21 protein-coding genes are annotated in these 23441 nt (G+C 69.9%); 13 read left to right on the top strand and 8 right to left on the bottom strand.

Translation table 11 applies throughout. The annotated features are described in order from the left end of the window. From mnmA to OG804_RS14695, 4 genes are all read left to right on the top strand, one after another. Window positions 1-1101, top strand: a complete 1101-nt coding sequence (mnmA, locus tag OG804_RS14710; RefSeq protein ID WP_328397836.1) for a tRNA 2-thiouridine(34) synthase MnmA — start codon at window positions 1-3, stop codon at window positions 1099-1101. Further along, on the top strand, window positions 1098-2132 hold the full coding sequence (locus OG804_RS14705) for a methionine synthase (RefSeq protein ID WP_328397834.1): 1035 nt from the start codon (window positions 1098-1100) through the stop codon (window positions 2130-2132). The genes mnmA and OG804_RS14705 overlap by 4 nt, the downstream gene beginning before the upstream one ends. Before the next feature lie 241 nt (window positions 2133-2373). Beyond that, window positions 2374-4443: an NAD-dependent DNA ligase LigA gene (ligA, locus tag OG804_RS14700; protein ID WP_442941878.1), complete on the top strand. Its 2070-nt coding sequence runs from the start codon at window positions 2374-2376 to the stop codon at window positions 4441-4443. Window positions 4444-4549: 106 nt separating this feature from the next. Beyond that, window positions 4550-5797: an AAA family ATPase gene (locus tag OG804_RS14695; protein ID WP_328397830.1), complete on the top strand. Its 1248-nt coding sequence runs from the start codon at window positions 4550-4552 to the stop codon at window positions 5795-5797. Between the two features lie 34 nt (window positions 5798-5831). Here the strand turns inward: OG804_RS14695 and OG804_RS14690 are convergent, their stop codons facing one another. Continuing rightward, entirely contained in the window at window positions 5832-6035 is a 204-nt protein-coding gene (locus OG804_RS14690; RefSeq protein ID WP_328397828.1) for a hypothetical protein, read from the bottom strand. A gap of 321 nt (window positions 6036-6356) precedes the next feature. On the opposite strand from OG804_RS14690, the gene OG804_RS14685 reads away from it, so the two are divergent. Then, window positions 6357-6695 (top strand): hypothetical protein, encoded by a 339-nt coding sequence (locus tag OG804_RS14685; protein ID WP_328397826.1) that lies wholly within the window; start codon window positions 6357-6359, stop codon window positions 6693-6695. A gap of 40 nt (window positions 6696-6735) precedes the next feature. Here OG804_RS14685 and OG804_RS14680 read toward each other — a convergent pair whose 3' ends face one another. Continuing rightward, complete coding sequence (locus OG804_RS14680; RefSeq protein ID WP_328397824.1) at window positions 6736-7386, bottom strand: amino acid-binding protein; 651 nt, start codon at window positions 7384-7386, stop codon at window positions 6736-6738. A gap of 347 nt (window positions 7387-7733) precedes the next feature. Here OG804_RS14680 and gatC point away from each other — a divergent pair, with 347 nt between their 5' ends. Then, on the top strand, window positions 7734-8033 hold the full coding sequence (gene gatC / locus OG804_RS14675; protein WP_328397822.1) for an Asp-tRNA(Asn)/Glu-tRNA(Gln) amidotransferase subunit GatC: 300 nt from the start codon (window positions 7734-7736) through the stop codon (window positions 8031-8033). After that, complete coding sequence (gatA, locus tag OG804_RS14670; protein WP_328397820.1) at window positions 8030-9508, top strand: Asp-tRNA(Asn)/Glu-tRNA(Gln) amidotransferase subunit GatA; 1479 nt, start codon at window positions 8030-8032, stop codon at window positions 9506-9508. The genes gatC and gatA overlap by 4 nt, the downstream gene beginning before the upstream one ends. Window positions 9509-9583: 75 nt before the next feature. On the opposite strand, the gene OG804_RS14665 is transcribed toward gatA, so the two are convergent. The 4 genes from OG804_RS14665 to OG804_RS14650 all read right to left on the bottom strand — a co-directional run bounded on the left by OG804_RS14665 (window position 9584) and on the right by OG804_RS14650 (window position 13287). Next, window positions 9584-10027, bottom strand: coding sequence for an SRPBCC domain-containing protein (locus OG804_RS14665; protein WP_328397818.1), 444 nt, complete (start codon window positions 10025-10027; stop codon window positions 9584-9586). 31 nt (window positions 10028-10058) lie between these two features. After that, a complete protein-coding gene (locus OG804_RS14660) occupies window positions 10059-10988 on the bottom strand; it encodes a hypothetical protein (RefSeq protein WP_328397816.1) in 930 nt (309 codons plus the stop codon). Window positions 10989-11114: 126 nt separating this feature from the next. Further along, window positions 11115-12548 carry an alpha/beta-hydrolase family protein gene (locus OG804_RS14655; RefSeq protein ID WP_328397814.1) on the bottom strand — a complete coding sequence of 478 codons (1434 nt, stop codon included), beginning with the start codon at window positions 12546-12548 and terminating at the stop codon, window positions 11115-11117. Further along, window positions 12541-13287: a hypothetical protein gene (locus OG804_RS14650; protein ID WP_328397812.1), complete on the bottom strand. Its 747-nt coding sequence runs from the start codon at window positions 13285-13287 to the stop codon at window positions 12541-12543. The genes OG804_RS14655 and OG804_RS14650 overlap by 8 nt, the downstream gene beginning before the upstream one ends. 166 nt (window positions 13288-13453) lie before the next feature. Between OG804_RS14650 and OG804_RS14645 the strand changes: the two genes are divergently transcribed. The 3 genes from OG804_RS14645 (at window position 13454) to OG804_RS14635 (ending at window position 17664) form a co-directional block, all read left to right on the top strand. Continuing rightward, on the top strand, window positions 13454-14692 hold the full coding sequence (locus OG804_RS14645) for a sensor histidine kinase (RefSeq protein WP_328397810.1): 1239 nt from the start codon (window positions 13454-13456) through the stop codon (window positions 14690-14692). Window positions 14693-14822: 130 nt separating this feature from the next. Then, window positions 14823-15485, top strand: a complete 663-nt coding sequence (locus OG804_RS14640) for a response regulator transcription factor (protein WP_328397808.1) — start codon at window positions 14823-14825, stop codon at window positions 15483-15485. Between the two features lie 109 nt (window positions 15486-15594). Further along, entirely contained in the window at window positions 15595-17664 is a 2070-nt protein-coding gene (locus OG804_RS14635; protein ID WP_328397806.1) for a serine/threonine-protein kinase, read from the top strand. Window positions 17665-17679: 15 nt separating this feature from the next. On the opposite strand, the gene OG804_RS14630 is transcribed toward OG804_RS14635, so the two are convergent. Together OG804_RS14630 and OG804_RS14625 are read right to left on the bottom strand one after the other, a co-directional pair. Continuing rightward, window positions 17680-18393, bottom strand: a complete 714-nt coding sequence (locus OG804_RS14630; protein WP_328397804.1) for an ABC transporter ATP-binding protein — start codon at window positions 18391-18393, stop codon at window positions 17680-17682. Window positions 18394-18436: 43 nt separating this feature from the next. Beyond that, window positions 18437-18742 (bottom strand): hypothetical protein, encoded by a 306-nt coding sequence (locus OG804_RS14625; protein ID WP_328397802.1) that lies wholly within the window; start codon window positions 18740-18742, stop codon window positions 18437-18439. Between the two features lie 194 nt (window positions 18743-18936). Here OG804_RS14625 and OG804_RS14620 point away from each other — a divergent pair, with 194 nt between their 5' ends. From OG804_RS14620 to OG804_RS32345, 3 genes are all read left to right on the top strand, one after another. Further along, on the top strand, window positions 18937-20433 hold the full coding sequence (locus OG804_RS14620; RefSeq protein WP_328397800.1) for a sensor histidine kinase: 1497 nt from the start codon (window positions 18937-18939) through the stop codon (window positions 20431-20433). Window positions 20434-20559: 126 nt separating this feature from the next. After that, the gene (locus OG804_RS14615; RefSeq protein WP_328397798.1) at window positions 20560-21249 is read left to right on the top strand and encodes a response regulator transcription factor; all 690 of its coding nucleotides are present in this window, start codon (window positions 20560-20562) and stop codon (window positions 21247-21249) included. 65 nt (window positions 21250-21314) lie between these two features. Beyond that, window positions 21315-23432, top strand: a complete 2118-nt coding sequence (locus OG804_RS32345; protein ID WP_442941834.1) for a protein kinase domain-containing protein — start codon at window positions 21315-21317, stop codon at window positions 23430-23432. Window positions 23433-23441: the final 9 nt, after the last annotated feature.

The raw sequence follows: 23441 nt of genomic DNA, 5'->3' as shown, positions 1-23441 counted from the left end.
ATGCGAGTACTCGCCGCGATGAGTGGTGGAGTGGACTCGGCAGTGGCGGCGGCACGAGCTGTCGACGCCGGGCACGAAGTGGTGGGGGTTCATCTGGCGCTGTCGACCGCGCCGGGAACTCTGCGCACCGGTTCGCGCGGTTGCTGCTCGAAAGAGGACGCCGGTGACGCCCGCCGGGCCGCCGACGTGCTCGGGATCCCGTTCTATGTCTGGGATTTCGCCGACCGCTTCAAAGAAGACGTGATCGACGATTTCGTCGAGGCCTACGCGGCGGGCGAGACGCCGAACCCGTGTCTGCGCTGCAACGAGAAGATCAAGTTCTCGGCGCTCGCCGATCGTGCCGTGGCGCTCGGTTTCGACGCGGTGGTCACCGGGCACTATGCCCGGCTTTCCGACGGTGAGCTGCGCCGGGCCGTGGACGCGGACAAGGACCAGTCCTATGTGCTCGCGGTGCTGACCGCCGAGCAGCTGTCGCGGGCCATGTTCCCGGTCGGCGACACCCCGAAACCGCAGATCCGGGCCGAGGCCGCCGAGCGTGGTCTGGCGGTGGCGAACAAACCGGACAGCCACGACATCTGCTTCATCCCCTCCGGCGACACCCGGGCGTTCCTGGGCGCGAAGATCGGCATCCGGCCCGGTGCGATCGTCGATTCCGGCGGCGCGGAACTGGGCCGCCACGACGGTGTGCACGGGTTCACCATCGGGCAGCGCAAGGGGCTGGGCCTGCCCGGACCGGGTCCCGACGGCAAACCCCGCTATGTCACCGATATCGACCCCGATTCCGGCACGGTGCACGTGGGTTCGGCAGACGACCTGCAGGTGTGGTCGATCGAGGCCGGGAAGGCGATCTGGACCAGCGGCACGGCGCCCGGCGAACCGGTCGACTGCGTGGTGCAGGTCCGGGCGCACGGCGGCACCGCGCCCGCCACCGCGGAAGCGGTCGGCGACGGACTCGCGGTACGCCTGCGCGAACCGCTGAGCGGTGTCGCGCGTGGTCAGGCCATCGTGCTGTACCGGCCGGACGCCGCGGGCGACGCGGTGATCGGCAGCGGCACCATCACCGCCACCTCACGTACTGCTCCGGCGGGCGCATCACAATGACTCCGGCCGGTTTTCCGGCCGGAGTGGCGACAGGGGTCGGGTCCTGGCCGGGCACCGATCCCCGGGAGGCCGCGGCGGTGATCGTGGGCGAGCTCGCGGGGCTACCGCATCTGGTCGAACTGCCGGCCCGCGGGGTGGGCGCGGACACGGTCGGGCGGGTGTCGGCGTTGCTGGTGGATATGCGTTTCGACACCACCGTGCGCGGTTATCGGCTGGCCGCCCGGCCGGGCTCGGCCTCGCGGCGTGCCAAAGATCTGCTGCGAACCGATCTGGACGCCCTTCAGGAGGCGTGGGAGAACGCCGGACTGCGCGGGTCGGGGCGGACGGTCAAGGTCCAGGCCGCCGGACCGCTGACCCTGGCGGCGCAGGTGGAACTGCCCGGCGGGCACCGGGTGCTGACCGACCGCGGCGCGGTGCGCGATCTCGCCGAATCGCTGGCCGAGGGCCTGATCGCGCATATCGCCGAAATCGGGACCCGCCTCGAGACCGAGGTGGTTCTCCAGGTGGACGAACCTTCGCTGGGAGCCGTGCTGGACGGCTCGCTACGCGGGGCGAGCGTGCTGAACACGGTCGCGGCGGTGCCGGAGCCGGAAGCGTTGGCCATCCTCGAGACGGTGCTGGGGGCGCAGCGGGTTCCGACGATGGTGCACAGTTGCGCGAGCCCGCCGCCGCTGGCTTTCCTCGGCCGGTCCTCGGCGGTCGCACTGGGGTTCGACCTCGCCACCGTATCGGGCACGGCCGGTCTCGATGCCCTCGGCGAGGCTTTGGACCGGGGCAAACATCTGATTCTCGGGCTGGTACCCACCGCCCGCCCCACCGCCGCGGTGACCTGGCGGGAGATCGCCGAACCCGGGGCACGTCTGGTCGACCGCCTCGGTTTTCCCCGCAGCGAACTGGCTCGGCGGGTGACGGTGAGTCCTGCATGCGGTCTGGCCGGCGCGCCCATGAGCTGGGCCCGGGATGCCCTGGGTCTGGCCTCCGATGCGGCGAAGGCCTTCGTCGAGGACCCGGAGTCGCTCGTCGCCGGCTGAGTCCGCCCTACCGCGACCGGCGCACCGGATGCCCGCACTGCGAGGCTTCCGAGCGCTCGCACACCGCCCGGACGGTGTGGCCCGGGTCCGGTGAGTATGCCGGGCGACGTGCGGTTACGGTGCTCCTGGAGTGTCGGTCGGCTGGACTACTGTGCCAGATGTGAGTGAGACCGCAAGCCCCACCGAACGGGATACCTCCCACGGAGAAACGGCTCCCGCGCCGGCTGCCGGCGCGGAGCGTGTGCGCTGGCAGGAACTCGCCGATACCGTGCGCGAGCATCAATTCCGGTACTACGTACGGGATGCGCCGATCATCTCCGACGGGGAATTCGACAAGCTGTTCCAGCAGCTGCTGGCGCTGGAGGAGCAATACCCCGACCTGCGCACTCCCGATTCGCCGACGCAGCTGGTGGGCGGCGGTTTCGCCACCGATTTCACCGCGGTGGACCATCTCGAGCGGATGCTCTCGCTGGACAACGCGTTCTCCGCGGCGGATATGCGGGCCTGGGTGGCCCGGGTCGAGGAGGAGACCGGGCCCGATCTGCACTATCTGTGCGAGGTGAAGATCGACGGGGTGGCGTTGAACCTGGTGTACCGCAACGGGAAACTGGAACGCGGCGCGACCCGGGGCGACGGGCGAACGGGCGAGGACGTCACGCTCAACGCCCGGACCATCGACGACATCCCGGGGGAGCTGAACGCGGATACGGAATTCCCGGTACCGGAACTGCTGGAAGTGCGCGGGGAGGTGTACTTCCGGCTGGAGGATTTCGAAACGCTGAACGCCGCGATAGTCGCCGAGGGCAAACCGCCGTACGCGAATCCGCGCAATACCGCGGCCGGGTCGCTGCGGCAGAAGGACCCGGCGGTCACCGCGCGGCGGCGGCTGCGCATGATCTGCCACGGGCTCGGGCGGACCGAGGGCTATACGCCGCGGTCCCAGCACGAGGCATACCGGGCGCTGGCCGCCTGGGGATTACCGGTCTCCGCGCACACCACGCTGGTGAGCGGGGTCGACGCCGTGCTCGAACGGATCACCTACTGGGCCGAGCACCGGCACGATATCGAGCACGAGATCGACGGTCTGGTGGTCAAGGTCGACGAACTGTCGTTGCAACGGCGGCTCGGCTCGACCTCACGGGCGCCGCGCTGGGCGATCGCCTACAAATACCCGCCCGAGGAAGCCACCACCGAGCTCCGCGATATCGCGGTGAATGTCGGTCGTACCGGGCGGGTCACGCCGTTCGCGGTGATGCGGCCGGTGGTGATCGCCGGATCCACGGTCGCCATGGCGACTCTGCACAACGCGGCCGAAGTGGTGCGCAAAGGGGTGCTGATCGGGGATACGGTCACCATCCGAAAAGCCGGTGACGTGATCCCGGAGGTGCTGGGTCCGGTGGTGGACGCCCGCACCGGTGACGAACGCGCCTTCGTGATGCCGACCCACTGCCCCGAATGCGGTACCGAACTCGCCTACGAAAAAGAGGGCGACGCCGATATCCGCTGCCCCAACCAGCGCCGTTGCCCCGCACAGCTGCGCGAGCGGGTGTTCCATGTGGCGGGCCGGGGCGCCTTCGATATCGAGGCACTGGGGTACGAGGCGGCGGTCGCGCTGCTGAACTCCGGCGCGATCACCGACGAGGGCGATCTCTTCGATCTCGACGCCGACCGGTTGCAGCACACCTCGCTGTTCGTGAACAAGAACGGCAGTCTCTCGGCCAACGGCACCCGCCTGCTGAACAATCTCGCCGCCGCCAAGGACCGTCCGCTGTGGCGGGTGCTGGTCGGACTGTCCATCCGGCATGTCGGCCCGACCGCCGCACGGGCGCTGGCAACCGAATTCGGCAGCCTCGAACGGATCGAACAGGCGTCGCTGGAGGAATTGGCGGCCGCCGAGGGAGTCGGGCCGACGATCGCCACCGCTGTCGCGGAATGGTTCGCGGTGGACTGGCATCGCGCGATCGTCGACAAATGGCGCGCCTCGGGAGTGCGGATGGCCGACGAACGCGACGAGTTGATTCCGCGCACACTGGAAGGTCTGTCGATCGTGGTGACCGGATCGCTGGAGGGGTTCTCCCGCGACGGCGCCAAGGAGGCGATTCTGCAGCGGGGCGGGAAGGCGGCCGGGTCGGTATCGAAGAAGACGGCGTTCGTGGTGATCGGTGAGTCCCCGGGTACCAAGGCCGACAAGGCCGAAGAGCTCGGCGTCCCGATCCTGGACGAGGACGGTTTCCGGGCGCTGCTCGAATCCGGTCCGGAGGCGGTGCGCGCGGCGGCGGAGCAATCCGTGGAGCCGGACCCGGGCAAGTAGCCGGCCCGCTTACGGACGGGCGGCTCTGTCCGCCCGAGCAGCGGGTCCGCGACACCGCCGGGTCCCGGTACTGCGGCATCGTGGCCGGACACGGCAGGATGGCGGGATGCTGCGCAGTTTTCGGGTGTCCAACCACAAATCGCTGGCCGATCCACAGGAATTGCGGTTGACCCGGGGTGCCGCCACGCCGGTGGCGGTGCCGGTGACCGCGGTGCACGGCGGCCCGGCCGCCGGTAAATCGAATCTGGTCGACGCCGTGGGACATATGCGGGACGCGGTACTGCATTCGGTCACCGGCTGGGACCCCTACGCCGGCCCGGTGCGGACGCCGCATCTGGGCCACCCGGAACGGCCGACCGAATTCGAGGCGGTCTTCGTCGCCGAGGGCATCCCGTACACCTACGGGTTCCGGTTGGGCGCCGCCGATGTCGCGGCCGAATGGCTCTACAGTCATCCCCGGTCCCGGAAGCGGATCGTGTTCGAGCGTGAAGAGGAGACGGTCCGGGTCGGGCCGATGTTCGAGCCGTCTCGGTTCGGTATCACCGCGCTGGCGCCACTGGTGCGGCCGAACGCGTTGCTGTTGAGCCTGGCCGGGCAGATGTACGCCGAGGCGCTGGTGCCGGCGTATCGATGGTTCGAGACCATGCTCGAGGTATTGCGCGGCACCGGTGATCTGGAGTCGATCGAATCGCGGGTGGGTTCGCATCTGTCCCGATCGACCGAGAACGCCGCCCGCCTGCTGACCCTGCTGCAGTCCGCCGATCTCGGGATCATCGATCTGCTCATCGCCCAGAACGATCCCGGATACGCCGACTATCTGCGCGATCTCGACGCCGATATCGCGGCGCTGGGCGACCAGACCGACCGTGCGGCCGCGTCGGCGGCCTATGCGGCCCAGCTGGAACAGGACAGCGGACTGACCGAAATCCAGCTGGCGCGTGAGCTCACGAATATGCGCAATGCCCGCGACGCGCTCTACACCCGGATGGTCACGCGGCGCGGAGTCGGTCTGCGGTTGGTGCACACCGGTGTGGAGCCCGTGTTCACCCTGGCCGAGGAATCGTCGGCCACCCTGGCGCTGCTGCGGCTGCTGCCGGTACTGCTCGACGCGCTCGACGCGGGAAAAGTGCTCGTGGTCGACGATATCGGCACGCAGCTGACGGTGGAGGAGGCCGACCGTCTCGTGCAGCTGTTCCAGAACCCGGAAACCAATACGCGCGGTGCGCAACTCGTGTACACCACCGGCAATCGTGCACTCGTGGACCGGGGTAACGGTCGTTCGCCGCGCACCCGCACCAGTGTCTGGACGGTGCGGCGCTCGGACAGCGGCGCCGGCGCCCTGGCGCCTGCCTGATCCCGGCCGCCGTTGCGGCGGCCGGGATTCCGGTCTATTTGCTGGGTTCGGGCAGCGTGCATCCCATCCGCGGGTTGAGGCCCATGTAATTGAGGGGGCCGGAGACCACGGTGACCGCCAGCGTCGCGAAGTGGGAGCATTCTTCCGGTGGGTCGTTGAAATAGCCCCGTTGCCAGGCGGCGATGATCCCCGCCACGAACCAGACCAGTATTACGAGGCTCACTACTCGGCTGCCCATTGCACCTGCTCGAATCGAAGATTCCGGCATGTCGATCGCTTCCTTCCATGTCCGGTGGAAGTGAAATACCCCGTCCCGCCCGACTCATGCGCCGGGGGGCGCGACACGCAGAAGTGACTGTCCGCGGTGGCGTCGGCCGATGTTTCGACGTCGCAGGATCATTCGCGCGAACAATCCACCGGTGCGGCGCGGTTCGGCTGTGGCGTCGCACGCTCGGTCGGCGGGCGGGGTGGATCGAGCGCTGGAACCAGCCGCCGGTTCGTGACCGTGGCGTCGAGAGCGTCGGGCGCCGTGGTGTGTCCGGGGGCCTAGCATGGTGGGGTGTTCGAACTGGCGATGCTGGTGATCATGGTGGCCGCACTGGCGGGAATGCTCGTGCTCGTGTTCCGCGGGCGACGGGGCGGCGGTGCGCTGCCCGCGGACGCCGAGATCGGTTCGCTCTATCTCACGGGAGTGAGCCCGCGCCCCGAGGCGATGGGCGAACAGTTCGTCACGGTCACCGGGAACCTGTCCGGTCCGTCCGAGCCGGGCAAGGTGGTGTACGGGCGCATGGTCTGGGACGCCGCCTACTGGCCGGCGGTCGGCGATACCCTCACGGTCGCCTACCCGCCGGGCAAACCCGATAAATGGCGGATCGTCGAGCCGGGTGCCGGCAAGTAGCCGTCACCGGGTCGAATCGGCTGCGGGCGCCGCGGATGGTTCAGCCCAGAACGGTGGCGACGATACCGGCCAGGTAGCCCAGGCGCGCGATCTCCGACGGCCGGAAATCGGGTCCGCCGGGACGTCCCAGCAGCAGTGCCTGGCTGGAAGGTCCCAGCGGCGCCGCGGCCAGTTTCGTATCCATATCGCGCCAGATCTCGGGCACCCAATCCGCGTTCCCGTCGAGCGCGATCGGCTTCTGTAGCGGCATCCAGGGCACCGACCCCGCCTGGGTCTGTGGCGCGCTCTGGCTGCCGACCACCCGGTAGGCGCCGTGCGGTCCCATATCGAGCACGGTGCTCCAGCCCACCCGGAGCACGCGGGGCACCCCGTCGACCAGCACCTGCAACCGGTCGTCGCGGGCATTGGCCACGTTATCGATGAGTTCGAGCTCCCGGTGGGTGTCGAGTACCCCGGAATAGGGCCGGATGGAATCGACTCGCACATCGCTGAGTGATTCCGCGGCGGTGATGAGGGTGTCGGGAAGCGCGTTCGGGGCGATCTCGACCACCAGGTCGTCGACCGCGAATCCGGCGCCGCGCTCCACCACATCCAGCGAGAGGATGTCGGCGCCGACGGTTCCCAGCGCCACGGCTAGTGACCCGAGGCTTCCCGGACGATCCGGAAGTTGCACGCGGAGCAGATAAGACACGTGCGTTTCCCTTTCCTTCAGCGGCCGAGGCTCTGAACGAATACCCGGTCTGCCCATCCTTACACCCATTAGGCACGGTTATCGACTCGAATTATGCGTGCCGCCCAGGGTACACAGGTCGCGGGCAGTGTGAAATGTATGGGTTTCGAATCTGTCGAGCCTGCAGAGCGGCCTTCCCGGCGGCCCGATGACACCTCGCCGAGGCCGGGGCCGCACGCGCGCGGCCGGTGCGCGCGCCGCGGCCCGAGAGACGTGCGCGGGCTGCCGACCGACCCGGTCCGACCACACCACTAGGCTGTTCGTTGCTTGTGATCCGCAGTCCAAACTATCGCCGAAAGGGGTTCGCGGTGACCGCCATCTCCCGCGACGAGGTCGCACACCTCGCCCGGTTGTCCAGGCTCGCACTGTCCGAAGCCGAACTCGATCAGTTCGCCGGGCAGCTGGATTCGATCCTCAGCCATGTGCGGACCATCTCCGAGGTCGCCGCCGCCGATGTGCCGGCCACGTCGTCGCCGGATCCGGTGACGAACGTGACCCGTCCCGACGAGGTGCGTCCCGGGCTGACTCCGGGCCAGGCGCTGTCCGGTGCGCCCGCCGCCGAGGACCAGCGGTTCCTGGTTCCACAGATCCTGGGGGAGTCGGAATGAGCGCCGGTGAACTGACGAGTCTCGGCGCGGCCGAACTCGCGGGCAAGATCCACGGTCGTGAGGTGACCTCGGTCGAGGTCACTCGCGCGCACCTGGACCGGATCGCCGAGGTCGACGGCGAGTATCACGCCTTCCTGCACGTTGCGGGTGAGCAGGCGCTGGCCGCCGCCGCCGAGGTCGACGCGGCGCTCGCCGGCGGGAACGCGCCGGCGTCGCCGCTGGCGGGGGTGCCGCTGGCGCTCAAGGACGTGTTCACCACCACGGATATGCCCACCACCTGCGCGTCCAAGATCCTCGAGAACTGGGTGGCCCCCTACGACGCCACGCTGACCACGCGGCTGCGTGCCGCCGGTATCCCGATTCTCGGCAAAACCAATATGGACGAGTTCGCGATGGGTTCCTCCACGGAGAACTCGGCCTACGGTCCGACCCGCAACCCGTGGGACACCAGCCGCATCCCCGGTGGTTCCGGCGGCGGCTCGGCGGCGGCACTCGCCTCGTATCAGGCGCCGCTGGCCATCGGCACCGACACCGGTGGCTCGATCCGGCAGCCGGCGGCGGTCACGGCCACCGTCGGCACGAAGCCCACCTACGGGACCGTGTCCCGCTACGGTCTGGTCGCCTGCGCGTCCTCGCTGGACCAGGGCGGCCCGTGCGGACGGACGGTCCTGGACACCGCGCTGCTGCACGAGGTGATCGCCGGGCACGATCCGCGCGATTCCACCTCCCGTGACGTCGCGGTGCCGCCGGTGGTCGCCGCCGCCCGGCAGGGCGCGACCGGTGATCTGCGCGGAGTGAAGATCGGTGTGGTGAAAGAACTGCACTCCGACAGCTACCAGCAGGGCGTGCTCGCCTCGTTCGACGCCGCGGTAGGAGTGCTGAAGGATCTGGGCGCCGAAGTGGTCGAGGTGTCGTGCCCGCATTTCGAGTACGCCCTGGCGTCCTACTACCTGATCCTGCCCAGCGAGGTCTCGTCCAACCTGGCCCGCTTCGATGCCATGCGGTACGGCCTGCGGGTCGCCGACGACGGCAACCACAGCGCCGAACAGGTCATGGCCGCCACCCGGGCCGCCGGTTTCGGCCCGGAGGTCAAACGGCGCATCATGATCGGCACCTACGCGCTCTCGGCCGGGTACTACGACGCCTACTACGGGCAGGCGCTGAAGGTGCGCACCCTGATCGCGCGCGATTTCGACAAGGCCTACGAGCAGGTCGACGTGCTGGTCTCGCCGACCAGTCCGTTCACTCCGTGGAAGCTGGGCGAGAAGGTCGACGATCCACTGGCGATGTACCTGTCCGACCTGTGCACGCTGCCGACCAACCTGGCCGGGCATCCGGCCATGTCGGTGCCGTCCGGTCTGAGCAGCGACGACGGGATGCCGGTCGGCCTGCAGATCATGGCCCCGGCGCTGGCCGACGACCGGTTGTACCGGGTCGGCGCGGCCTATGAGGCGGCGCGCGGCGCTATCGTCTGAGTTTCGACCGATATCGATGGCGGCGATCCGGTAACGGGTCGCCGCCATCGATATCGGTGGGGCACGGTCGGCGGTTCAGCGGGAGTGGAGGCGTTCGGCTTCGCGTGCTACCGCGGTGGTCATCCCGGGGAAGCCGCGGCGGAAGCCGCGGCCGAAGAGCAATCCGACCAGGGGAGCGAGCCAGCCGTCGAGTTCGAAATGCGATTCGTACAGACTGCGGTCGCCGGCCAGCGGGGTCGCGGTATGCGAGCGTTTACTGCGGAGCGCGCCGAGCGGGAGCGGTTTCATGGCGTAGCTGAACTCCTGGCCGGGGGTTACGCTGCGGATCCATTCGCGCATGGGGATCGGCCGCGGCAGCAGTTGCTGGACTCGCATATCGATCGGTGCGCCCACGGTCAGTTCCGCGCGGCAGCGGCTGATGAACGGATTCCAGTCGCCGTACCGAGCGAAATCGGTGAGGACCGACCACACCACTGTGGTGGGGGCGTCCACCTCGACAACATCGTCCACAACAAGCACGCCCTAAAACTAGAACGTGTTTCAAGTAAGGTCAACCGCGGTTCGGCACCGTCGCCGAAGGTGAGGTGATGACCGGTGCCGGTCGCGGACTCGGCGGCGGGGGCGGGTCCGCCGGAAAGGGCAGCGTCATGAGACCGGGCAGGGATCCCGCGCGGGGCAGCAGCAGGCGTGTCATCGTCAGTCGCGGCAGCGCGGTGCGGCCCGCGCGTACGGGACCGAACCGTGCGGCGACGTCGCCGGAGTTCCGCCGAACCCGCCGATGCAGCCGCCGCATCCCCAGTACCAGCGCCGCGACCGCCGCCAGGCCGAGCGCGACCGCGCGCAGCAACCAGGGCCGGGTCGGATGCTCGGTCGCGGCATGGGTCGCCACCTGTGTGAATGTCTCCACCACTGGAACCCCGTACTGCTGACGTCGCGAATTCAGCTCCACCGCGGTCGCCGCGATCCCGGCGAGGGTCTCGCAGCGCGTGCGCACCACTGGTTCGCTGTGCGCGTCGCAGGACTGGTGCAGCCGCACGCTCAGCGTCCGGTCCAGGGCTTGCCGTGCCCAGGGGCCGAGCGGTGCGCCGGTGCGGCCGGCATAGCGGAGCAGATCGTAACCGAGGTCGTGGGCCATGCACGCGGTATCGAATTCGGGGGGCAACTCGACCGGGGACGAACAGCTGCCGTCCGGGGCCACCAGCACGCCCTGCCGGACGACGGGTTCGTAACCGGTGTAGGTCGCGAAATCACGGGGTATGGCCGAGGCCGCGTCGGTCACCGAGTCATCCGAGGTCAGATCAGCCACCGCCAATCCGGCGGGCGCCGTCACCGACGCGTCGATACCGACGGCCTCGGAGGTCGGCGCCGGCACCGCGGTGATCACCGAACCGAACAGCGCGGCGCCGATGAACGCCGGTAGCGAAATCCGCCGGAACACGCGCCGCGACCGGCGCGGGTGATCTTTACTCGGTGAAGCCATGATGGGACACCTTAAGCGCTGTGCCGTACCGGGTTCGCACGGCAGGTCCCGGCTCCGGTGGCCGCCGTCACCGCCGCCGGCGCCCGCATCCGACCGGCAAACCGGGCGATCCGAACCGGCCGAAAGTCACCGCGCTGGGGTGCAGTCGGGCAGTGCCGTGCCCTGATCGATGTCGTAGCGGTGACCGTGCCCGGGTGGAGCGCCGAGCGCGCCGAGGAGGTCGGCGGTGGTCTGTACGAAGCTCGCCACGGGCAGCCAGGGCGGGGTGGGCGCGTCACGGCGGGCGGCCGTCAGGTCGGGCCGGCGCCACAGCAGGTCGAGTGACCAGTGCACCACGGGATCGGAACTGTTGGCCAGCATCACGGTCCGCGACCCGGGCGCGGGACTGCCGCCGCCGGGCATCCCCGCCCACAGCGCCGAACACACCCGGTGGTTCTGGTCGGCCGCCCCGGCGAACACCGCGCTACCTCCTAGTGCGCCCAGGCTCTGCCCATAGAGGTACAGCCGTGGCGGCCGGTCCATCGTGGCGAGGCGTTGTTCGACGGCCGCGACCAATGCCTGCGCGGACGCCGCGGCGGCGTGGCGGCCGAAGACGAAGGTGGCCCAGCTCGGCGCGTAGGAGTACTGCAACGCGACCACCGCGACGTCCCCGCCGAACCTGTCACCGAATCCACGCAGCGCGCGTGCGTCGACCCACCCCGAGCCGGTGGGGACGGCCACCACCAGATGCGACCGGTCGAAACCACCCGCGCGTTCCAGCTCCCGGACGGCGAGGTCCGCCCGCGCGGCGAGGTCCGGCGCCGATCGGAGTCCGACGTACACATGTACCGCGCCGGGTGGGCCGGCGGTGACGAACCGCTGCCCCTCGCGGCCCAGGGAGGACCAGCTCACCATCGATTCGGTGCTGCCGGAGCGGGTCATCGTGACCGGCTGTACCAGGTTCGGATCCACCGCGGCGTTCGCCGCCGCGTAGGCCTGGTCGCCCCAGCCCACTACCGCGGGCATGCCGAACAGAGCCAGCGGCAGCCCCGCGACCACGGTCATCACCAGCAAGCGGGACCAGCCGATCCGCCGGAGCGCCCGGCCGACCCCGATGGCGACCAGCGCGAGCACGACCGAGAGCAGTATCGAGCCGATGAGCCAGGACGCCCAGTACCCGGGTCCTGCCGGTGCGCGGCCCATGGCCGATCGCAGCGTGTTCTGCCAGACACCGGCGTATACGGCCGCGCCCAGCACACCGGCCGCGGTCGCAGTGCAGACCAGCCGCCGCGTGCGGGCGCTGCTCGGGTAGGCGTCCCCGGCGGCGACGCGGACGGCGGCGACCCGGACGAGTCGCGCGACGCCGAGACCCAGGAGGACGAGCAGCACAGTGAGCAGGGACTGGGCGGCGGCCGTTCGCGGCAGCAGGCCCGGCGCCAGCGATATCGCGGTGCCCACGCCGACCGCGAGAGTCGTCCGGACAGGCGGCCACTCCCAGGTCAGCCGGGCAGCGACGGCACGGTGGACCCGGGCGAGCAGCGGGGCGCGTGGCGTGGCCGGTGTAGTGACGGTGTCAGACATGAGAACTCCCGGTGGTGACGGCATAGGAGAGGTCCGGGCGGCGGCGCGGAAGGTATGGGAGCAGCGGCGCGGCCACCGATCGGCGCCGGAGCAGCAGCGCCGCGAACGCGAGCAACAGCACGGCGGATATTCGCGGCAGCCAGGCCGCGACCGTGTCCGCGACGGGGAAGTCCTCGACGACCGGGACGCCGTAGTCCTGCCGCATCGAGTTGAGGTCGACCGCGACGGCGGCCACCTCCGCCATCGCGTCACAGCGGGTACGCGGCAGTAGCGCGGCGCGCCGCGTACAGGCCGCGTGCATCCGCTCGGCCAGCGCCCGGTCCAGCTCCTGGCGCGCCCACGGGCCGAGCGGCGAACCCTGCTCACCCGCGTAACGCAGCAGGTCGTAGCCCAGGTCGTGCGCTTGACAAGCGGTCTCGAATTCCACCGGCAGCGGCACCGGCGAGGAGCACGAACCGTGCGGCGCCACCAGCAATCCGTCGACCAGCGCCGGGCGATACCCCGCGACGGCGCGGAAATCGACCGGAATATCGATGTCGGTCCCCGGCACGGGCGAAGTGAGCGCCCGCACCGCCGCGGCGGCGGGAGTCGCCGCCGGGGCGGGGCCGGCGGCATCGGCCGCGGGCGCCGACAGCAGCGATACCGCGCCGGCGAGCCCGGCCGCGGCGATCGCCGCGCGTCGCACGGCCCGGATGGTCGGCCGGGCCCGGTGGCGCGCGGCATTGTTGGAGACAGCCATGGTCGAGGACGTTATGAATCGGTAACGGTCCGGGCCGTCCCGCTCGAGAGGGGTTCGATGCCCGGCCCCCGAGTCGACAGCGGGCCGCCGCTACACCCGGTGTACGGGCCGTAATTCACCCCACGGTATGAGGTGCGCCGAGACGTGAGTTCCTAGTGTCGTGGGAATGAACGACACGAGCGTCGCGAAGCCGGGTACCCGGAACCGCAGTATCTGGGGCCTGATGACCCGATTGGGGTCGCGCTGGTGGCTCGACGCCGGTTCGGCCTTCACCGCGCTGGTGCTGTTCTCCGTGGCGTGGCCGACCCTGCACCTCACCCACCAGATGCCCTGGCCGATCCAGCCGCTCGTCGCGGCGTTGGCCGCGCTGCCGGTCCTGCTGATGCGGTCCAACGCGCTGTTGGGCTGGGCGGTGTCGGCCGGATCGGCGCTGTTCATCGCTTTGGCGGTGCCGAACGTGCCGGGGGAGGCGATTCCGTTCCAGGTGGTGCATATCGTCGCCCTGTATTTCCTGGTGTTCGCGGTGGCACTGCGTTCGCCGTTGCAGCTGGTCGCGGTGGTGTGGGCGGCGACCTCGCTGCTGCTGGGCGCGGCGCTGTCGGCCGAGGGGGTCGGCGCCGACCCGTGGGCCTGGCCGGTCTCGCTGGGCGGATCGATCTTCGTCGCGCTGCTGCTGCGCTCGCTGATCCGGTCCCGTTCCGAACTGAACCGGCAGACCGAGGTCAGCGATCTGGAACGCGCCCGGCGCACGATCCTCGAGGAGAAGGCGCGGATCGCGCGTGACCTGCACGATGTGGTCGCACACCATATGTCGCTGGTGGTGGTGCAGGCGCAGACCGCGCCGTACCGGGTGGACGGTGTGAACGACGCGGCGCGGGCGGAGTTCGAATCGATCGGCGCCACCGCGCGTGAGGCGCTCAACGAGATCCGCGGCCTGCTCGGGGTGCTGCGCAGCGATGGTCAGCTCGCCGAGCACACACCGCAGCCGACCGCCGCCGATCTGGAAGCGCTGTTCGTCGGCGCGGCCCGCGCCGGGGTCGATCTCACCTGGACAGTGGAGGGAACCCTCGCGGTGGTTCCGGATACTGTCGGCTCGGCGCTGTACCGGATCGTGCAGGAATCGCTGGCCAATGCCGGGCGGCATGCGCCGGGCGCTCCGGTCCGCGTGACGGTCGATTGCGCGACCGCGGTGGAGCTCATCGTGGTCAACGCGGCGGGTACGAGTACGGCGCACGCCGGACCGGGCGGGCACGGTATTCCGGGTATGCAGGCGCGGGCGCTCGCTGTCGGCGGGCACCTCGACGCCACGCCGACCCCGGACGGCGGTTTCCGGGTACGCGCGCTCCTACCGCTCGGACCTGCCACGATGCCGCTGCCGGTCGGCGCGAACTCGGCCGTGATCTGAGCGGACCGTCCCGGTTCCGTCGCCGCCGCCGGGATTTCGGTACCGGCCCCGGCGCTACCGATCCCGGCGGGAACCTTCGCCGCCGGACGCTCGGCACACGTGCGATTCGATCGGGAATTAAGCTGGGGCCGTGGCAATAACCGTGTTGATCGCCGACGACCAGGCCATGGTGCGGCAAGGATTCGGGGCATTGCTCGCCGCCCAACCCGATATCAGTGTGGTCGGCGACGCGCCGAACGGGAAAGTGGCGGTCGCCGAATCGGCGCGGTTGCGGCCCGATGTGGTGCTGATGGATGTGCGGATGCCGGAGATGAACGGACTGGACGCGGCCCGCGCGATTCTCGCCGCCGGATTCGACCCCCCGACCCGGGTGCTCATGCTCACCACCTTCGATATCGACGACTACGTGTACGAGGCGCTCGGGCTCGGCGCCAGCGGGTTCCTGCTCAAGGACGCCCCGGCCGAGGAACTGGTGCGCGCGGTGCGGGTGGTCGCCGCGGGGGAGGCGTTGCTCGCCCCGACGGTGACCCGCCGGCTCATCGCGGAAGTGACCATGCGCCGCGCCGCGCGGCGCACCCCTTCACCGGCGCTGTCGTCGCTGACCCCGCGCGAGCGCGAGATACTGGAACTCGTCGCTCGCGGTATGTCGAATACCGAAATCGCGACGGCGTTGTTCATCGCCGAACAGACGGTGAAAACACATGTCTCGAAGGTCTTCACCAAATTGGATCTACGCGATCGCGCGCAGGCCGTGGTGCTGGCCTATGAATCCGGTTTGGTCACCCCCGGCTGAACGGACTGCCAAGTTTCCATGAAGTGCCCTGATTCGAGTTGTCACGGCGGAACCGGCGCCCTCTGCCCGGTAGGCTCACCAATCTGTCGGTCACCTGAAGGGGGTCGTGTTGCTCAACAACGGTGACGTGTTCGCCGGGTTCACCATCGAGCGATTGCTCGGCGAAGGTGGAATGGGCGCCGTATATCTGGCCCGCCATCCCCGGCTCGGGAAACAGACAGCATTGAAGCTGCTCAAACCGGAACTCTTCGCCGACGCCGCCATCCGTACCCGGTTCGAACGGGAAGCCGATCTCGCGGCCGCGCTCGATCATCCCGGCATCGTCACGGTGTACGACCGCGGCGCCGAAGGCGATCACCTGTGGATGTGTATGCAGTACATCGACGGTGCCGACGCCGGTACGGTCAACGCGCTCGCGCTGCCGCCGGAAAAGGCGGTGCAGATCATCGACGGTGTCGCCGACGCGCTCGATTACGCGCACGGTATGGGTGTTCTGCACCGTGATGTGAAGCCGTCGAATATTCTGCTCGCCCGCGCTAATCCCGGCCAGGGGGAACGCGTTTTCCTCACCGATTTCGGATTGGCGCGATTACGGGCGGAAACGGTCCGGCTGACCCAGACCGGAATGTTCACCGCGACCCTCGCCTTCGCCTCTCCGGAGCAGATGACCGGCGGCGACATGGACGGGCGTTCGGACCAGTATTCGCTGGCGTGCGCGCTGTACTGGCTGCTCACCGGTATGGCGCCTTTCGATTCGCCGAATCCCGCCGACATCATCCACGGCAACCTGCAACTCGCGCCGCCGCCGCTCGCCGTGAAACGACCCGGCTTGCCGCCGGGGCTGGATCCGGTGCTGGCCAAGGCGATGGCCAAACATCCGGGGCACCGGTACCGCACCTGCCTCGAATTCGCGGCAGCCGCCGCCCAGGCGCTCACCGCGCCGCCGCCGAACTATCCGGCGACCGAGTCGAGCGGCCCGGGTTCGGCGTATCCCGGTGCGGCGGCGGGATATCCGGCGGCGCCTGCCGGTTCCGGCGCGCCGCAGGGTGCGGGAGCGGGGACGGCTCCCTTATTCCCCGACAGCGGATACTCCGGGTCCGTGGCGCCCCACGCCGGGTCGGCGACTCCGCCCGGGAGCCCGGCGCCCGGGGTCGCCATGGACAAGACCGGCAGTTCATCCGTCGCCCCGGTCGGCGCCGAGGGCCGGCCCGGGGAGGTCGAGCACACCGGTGCGCGCCGGGCCGTGGTGCACGCGCCGCCGGCCGCGGTGGGCCGTCCCGGCGTGGAACAGACCGGCGGTTCCGGTGTGGCGCCGGGCGTCGAGCACACCGGAGGTCTGCCCGTTCAGGCCGCACCACAGCAGGAGGCCGACCGCGGTGCCGCGGTCCGGGGCGGTTACGGACCCCCGCCGGGCGGGTTCGCCGGACCCGGTTATCACGGCTACCATCCCGAGTCCGGTGCGCCGGTACGGCGGCGCAGCCGCGCGCCGTTGATCGCCGTGGCGATTCTGGTGCCGTTGATCGTCCTCGCCGTGATCCTGGCGGGTGTGCTCGTGATCTTGGGGACCGACGGGTCCGCGTCCGACAACGCCCCGGCCGCACCCGGGACCTCGACCTTGGAGCGCACCTCGACCGGGACCACCGATCCGGGCGAATCCGGTCCCGACCGGTCGCCCAGCGGTGAACCCGGCGACCGGACCCGGCGGTTGTTCCCCACTCTGCTGCCTCAGGGATCGGAGCTGGACGGGTTCGGATATCAGGACGCGATGTGCAGCCTGTACGAAGCCGGTGATCAGATCCCGGTGCTCGATGTGGTGCCCGTGTTCGACGATATGTTGGAAGCTCGTCCCTGGGAATCGATCTGGGATTGCCGGCAACGGCCGCTGGACACCACCCGGCTCGACTACACGATCATCACCTATCCGGACGCGCAGGACGCCCGCGAGGTGTTCGAGAGTCTGCCGCCGCACGATTCGGTCGCCGGAGCGAAGAGCGGTGAGCCCTATACCGCGCACTTCTGGGAAGAACCCGGAGACCGCGGCCGGTCCACCGCGAACATGGTGGTCAGTTTCGGGTCGGGGGTGGATTCACCGCGCAGCAATTCGCTGTTGTTCGTGCGTCACTGGGGCGCCGCGCCGCGCGGCGATATCCAACAGTGGTGGTCCAGCGCCCCGCTGTGAATTCGGACCGCCCGCTCACGCGTCGACGGTTCGCCCGGCCGCGGTGCGTTCGTCGGACCCGATGCGTCCGTCGCCGAGTGTGACCACTCGATCGCAGTAGTCCACCGCGCCCCGATCATGGGTCACCATCACCACCGAGTTCCCGGATTCCGCCACTTCGGCGAGGAGTTCGAGGATCGAGGACCCGGTTTTCGAATCCAGATTGCCGGTCGGCTCGTCGGCCAGGATGAGCGGCGGGTTCATGATCAACGAGCGGGCCACCGCGACCCGCTGCATCTGGCCGCCGGACAGTTCGGCCGGGCGGTGGTCGGCGCGTGCCGCCAGGCCGACCCGTTCGAGCAGCTCCAGCGCCCGCGGCTTGGCCTTCCGTAACCCGGTGCCGTCCAGCAGTTTCGGCACCGCCACGTTCTCCCAGGCCGATAGCGTGGGCAGCAGGTTGAAGAACTGGAAGACGAATCCGACCCGGTGGCGCCGGAACTCCGACTGGCGTTCCTCGTCCAGATCGCCGATCTCGGCGCCCTGGAAACGGATCGAGCCGGAATCGGGGCGGTCCAGGGCGCCCAGCATGTGCAGCAGGGTGCTCTTGCCGGACCCGGACGGGCCGATCACCGAGGTGAACTCCCCGGTACCCAGCCGCAGATCGATGCCGTCGAGTGCGCGCACCGGTTGGTCGCCGACTCGGTATTCCTTCACTACGTCGGTGAGTTCCAGCATGGCCGGCTGCGTCATCGCCACCCCCGTCTTCCACGGATATTCGTTCGGTCCGCGCGGTTCACGACACCGGCACGGGCGACGCCGTCCGGGCGTCGAGCACCGCGCACAGCACGGGCTGTTCGGCCGCCAGTTCGAGATAGGCGTCCGCGGCGGTCCAGCAGCGGCCCGGGTCGAGCTCCAGCTTGGCGTCCAGATGAATGTTCCACCGATAACGCAGCGCCGCAAGTACTCCGTCGGGGCCGCCGAACAATCGGTCGAGGTGCGGGATGTCGTCGAAGAGGTCGGGTCGAGCGGGGTCGTGGGCGGCGCGGTCGAGAACGGTGTGCAGTATCTCGGTGCGCAGGTGCTGATCGTTCCAAGACATGATCCGAGCCCTTTCCGGTAGGGGGCCTGGTGTTCGTCGGCCGAGGCGGTGCGGCGAGTTCGTGTTCAACGCTACGAACGCGCGGCCGGTAGAACGTCGTGCCGCGGGCGTGAATATCTGTCCTACCGTGGTCGGAGCAGGGAACCGGCCGCGGCAGGATGCCGGGCGGCGCCCGGGGTGCTTACCCTGGACAGGTGACTGAGCGCCACCTCACACTCGGCGGCGCCGCGGAGGACCGTACGCGGCGGGTGGAAAGTGGCGCGTGGTCCGATTCGCGGGTAGCACCGCCCGGGGCCCGGGCCCCGGAGAAAACGCCCCGGTCCGGGCCGGGCCGGGCGTCGCACGGGGACGGGTCGGTGCCGGGATGGTGGGCGCGCACCCGGCGACGGACGCGGGACTGGTCCGCGCGCAAGCTGCCCGGGGCTCCGCATCCACTGCGTGAACTGCCGTTCGACTACCCGCCGAAGGTGGTGGTGTTCACCGACCTGGCCTTCCTGGTCATCGGCGTGGTCGCCTGCCTGCAGCGACACGAGTACTTCCCCACCGCGCTACCGCTGATCGCGCTGGTGCTGCTGTTCGTCTCCGTGCCGACCTACGTGCTGTTCGGAATCGTGCCCCGACCGCTGCCGCTGTTCGCCGCCACGATGGTCGCCGCGGCCCTGTTCTTCGTGCAGCCGGTGGACTCCGATTTCGCCCCCTTCGCGCTGATGGTGGTGATCGCCGAGATCGCGGCGATCGCACCCAAACGGGTGAGCATCCCGCTGGCCCTGCTGGCCGTGACCCAGCTGCTGGTTTTCGCGTTCCTCGGGCAGAGCCTGTGGGGCGACCACTCCCTGCGCACCGGTGTCCCGATGTACGCGCTGGGAATCCTGCTCGGCTGGCTGGTGGGGGTGATGCTGCAGTATCAGCGGCTGTTCCTCTACCAGGAGCGCGAGAATCAGAACGCCCGGGCCGCGCAGGCCGCGGCCGCGGAACGGAACCGGATCGCCCGCGAAGTCCACGATGTCATCGCGCATTCGCTCACCGTGACGCTGCTGCACGTGACGGCCGCCCGGCACGCTCTCACCAGCGACCGGGACGTGGACGAGGCGGCGGACGCGCTGGTCGACGCCGAACGGCTGGGCCGCCAGGCCATGGCCGATATCCGGCGGACGGTCGGACTGCTGGATTCGGCGCCTGCCGCGGCCGGGGTGGAACCGGGCGCCGGTGATATCCCCGCGCTGGTCGACGACTTCGTCAACGCCGGCCTCCTGGTGACCCGGCGTTTCACCGGCGACCTGAGTATCGTCTCGGCGGCGGTCGGGCTCGCGCTCTATCGCATCGGCCAGGAATCCCTGGCCAATATCGCCAAACACGCCCCGGGCGCGGATGTCGAACTGAGTGTGGACGTGGCCGCCGGCGCCGCGGTCGTACGGGTGCGCAATTCGATTCCCCGCGGCCTGCCCCCGCAGCTCGGGCCGGGGACCGGGGTCGCGGGTATGCGGCAGCGCGCCGACGGCCTCGGCGGCCGTATCCGGATCGGGCCGGACGCGGACGGCTGGATCGTGCGGGCCGAGTTCCCGCTGCACGACCGTCCGGCCGGCGTCGACTCCGACGCCGCGGCGGCCGGTTTCCACTGTCCGCTGTCGGACCTGATGGGCATGCACGACGCCCGGTCCGGGCGCGGGGACGAACCGCGGCCGGCCACATGAGGGGTACTTCCGCGCGAATCGGCCGGGTGCCTCGCCGCCGGGACCACGCAGGGAAGGGGTCGTGATGACCGGACAGCAGGTCGCGAGATATCGGGCGGACGCGCCCGCGAGCGCACAGGAGCAACGATGACCAGGGCCACCGAAACCGACCCCGACGCGCTGGAGGTGCTGATCGTCGACGATCAGGAACTCGTCCGCGGCGGGCTGCGGCGCATCCTGCGCCGCCGGGACGGTTTCCGGATCAGCGAATGCGCCGACGGCGACGAAGTGCTCGCCGCGGTCGCCGCGCAGGCCCCCGATATCGTCCTGATGGATCTGCGGATGAAACGGGTCGGCGGAATCGAGGCCACCCGACTGCTGCGGGCCCGCGCGCCGGAGCCGCCCGTCCTCGTCCTCACCACCTTCGACGACGACCAACTGCTGTCCGGTGCGCTGCGCGCCGGGGCGGCCGGATTCCTGCTCAAGGATTCCCCGGCCGAGGATCTGATCCGCGCCGTTCGCACCGTCGCCGCCGGCGGCGCATGGCTCGATCCCTCCGTGACCGGCCGGGTGCTGTCCACCTATCGCAGTACGGCGGCCGCCCCCGCCGCACCGGCGGTGGTCCTCGATCTGACCTCCCGGGAACACGAGGTCCTGGCGCTCATCGGCCGCGGTTCGGCCAACAGTGAGATAGCCCACGCCCTCGGAATCTCCGAGGTGACGGTGAAATCCCATGTGGGTCATATCTTCACCAAGCTGGGCGTGCGCGACCGCGCCGCGGCCATCGTCTACGCGTTTGACCACGGTGTGGTCTCCCCTGGACAATCCAAGGTTTGACGGGCAGCCCGGGTGCGATCCGCGCCCAGGTGAGACGGCGCCCGTGACGTGGAGAGGATGGACGGGTGCAGGCGCCTGGCTCCGGAGTCGGTAGATGGTTCGGTCCCTATGAGCTGCTTTCGCTGCTGGGTCAAGGCGGAATGGGGGAGGTCTACGAGGCCTACGACACGGTCAAGGAGCGGATGGTCGCGCTCAAACTGTTGTCCGACGCGCTCGCCGACGACCCCGAGTACCAGATCCGGTTCCGCCGGGAATCGCAGGTCGCGGCCCGGCTGGCCGAACCCCATATCATCCCCATCCACGACTGGGGTGTCATCGATGGTCGGCTGTTCATCGATATGCGCCTGGTGCAGGGCCGCGATCTGCGAGCGATTCTGCAGGCCGAGGGTGCGCTGGGCCCGCAGCGCGCGGTCGAGGTGATCGAGCAGATCGCCGCCGCGCTGGACGCCGCGCACGACGGCGGTCTCGTGCACCGCGATGTGAAACCGGCGAACATCCTCGTCACCTCCGCTGATTTCGCCTATCTCGCCGATTTCGGCATCGCCCGGCACGAGAGCGATACCGAGATGACCCAGGCCGGTGTGGCGATCGGTTCGTACACGTACATGGCGCCGGAGCGCTTCGACAGCGGCCCGGTCACCCCGCGCGCCGATATCTACTCGCTCGCCTGTGTGCTGCACGAATGCCTCACCGGCGCGACGCCGTTCCCGGCGAGCAGCATGGGTGTGCTGATCCGGTCCCATCTGGCCGAGCCGCCACCGCGAGCAAGCGTGCAGCGAACCGGATTACCGGCCGCCCTCGACGATGTGATCGCATGTGGCATGGCCAAGGATCCGCATGATCGTTTCGCTACCGCGGGCGACCTAGCTGTCGCCGCCCGCGCCGCGCTGAACTCCCCGGCGCGTCCACCACACCCCGGCAGCGCACCTGGCGAACCTGCCGCTACCTCCGGGGTGCCGAGTCCTTCCGCGCCCCCGACCGGCGGTATACCCACGCTGGTCGTCCGGCTGCCGCGCGACGAGGACGCAGCGGACCCCACCACCATGCTGCCCGCGATCATCCCCGGCGACCCCACCTCGGTCCGCGCCCACGAGTTCGAGTTCACGCCGTTCACGCCGGACGAACCGGAGGCGCCCGAGGTTCCCTCCTCCGGTATCCGGCCGTTCCCGGACGCGCATCTCTACCAGAACCAGCAGTTGCACCCGGACGCCGATCCGGCGCAACTGCCCGACTCGGGGCCGGCGACCGGCGGAATGCCCGTCGCGGATTTCTACCCGCACGACCAGGCAACCCGGATCTACGGTGAGGCCGGGTACCCGCTACCGGGGGACGACGAGACCACCCGGGTCTTCCAGCCGGTGGACGAGACGCCCCCGGCGGCCGCCTACTCCGCGGAGGAGCCGACCCGCGCCTATCGGCCGGCCGAGCAATATCCGCCGAATCCCGAGGACCACGCCGAGCCCGCCGGGCGCTACCACGACCCGAGCCCGACCCCACCCGGCGTCGGCGGCCGCTACGAATACGGTTACCACCCCGAAGACCCGGCCCCCGCCGCGGCGCCACCCCCGCCGGAAGACCCGTATGCCGCCGCCTACGAGGCCGGATACCGCGACAGTTACGCCGCGAACAGGCGCGAGCGCGACAACACACCCCGAGGCGAACGCTCCAGGGTCGTGCCGATTCTGACCGGCGTCGGGGTCTTCGCCGTGGTCGTGATCGCCGCCGTACTCGGTATCGGGTTCCTCGGTTCCGGCGATCCGGCGCCCAGCAGCGCCGCCGGCACCACTCGCCCGGCCGCCGCTCAGGCCGCCACACAGACCGGATCGCCGACGGCCACGTCCTCCCGGTCCGCGACCTCCACGACGTCCACCACCACCACCTCCGCCACGACCACCGCCGGCCGCCCCGACCTGCCCGCCGACGCGCAACCCTGCTCCGCGTCCACCCAGGGCGCCGCCCAATACGGTTCGGCGGCAACCGGTACCGGGGTGACGAGTTGCGAATTCGCCGAAGCCGTCCGGCAGGCCTACCTCGACCCCGCGGCCGGATCAGCGGACGGAGAGCCGGTCTCCGTCGAGGCCGTCAGCCCCGTCACCGGGCAGGCCTACACCCTCGAATGCGTCGCCGCCGGCGAGGTGGTCACCTGCCGGGGCGGCAACAATGCTGTCGTCTATATCTACTGACCTGCTGAC

The sequence above is a fragment of the Nocardia sp. NBC_00416 genome (genome assembly GCF_036032445.1).
GTDB lineage: Bacteria > Actinomycetota > Actinomycetes > Mycobacteriales > Mycobacteriaceae > Nocardia.
The sequence above is the reverse complement of the archived record's forward strand: the minus strand, read 5'-3'. Positions and strand labels throughout refer to the sequence as shown.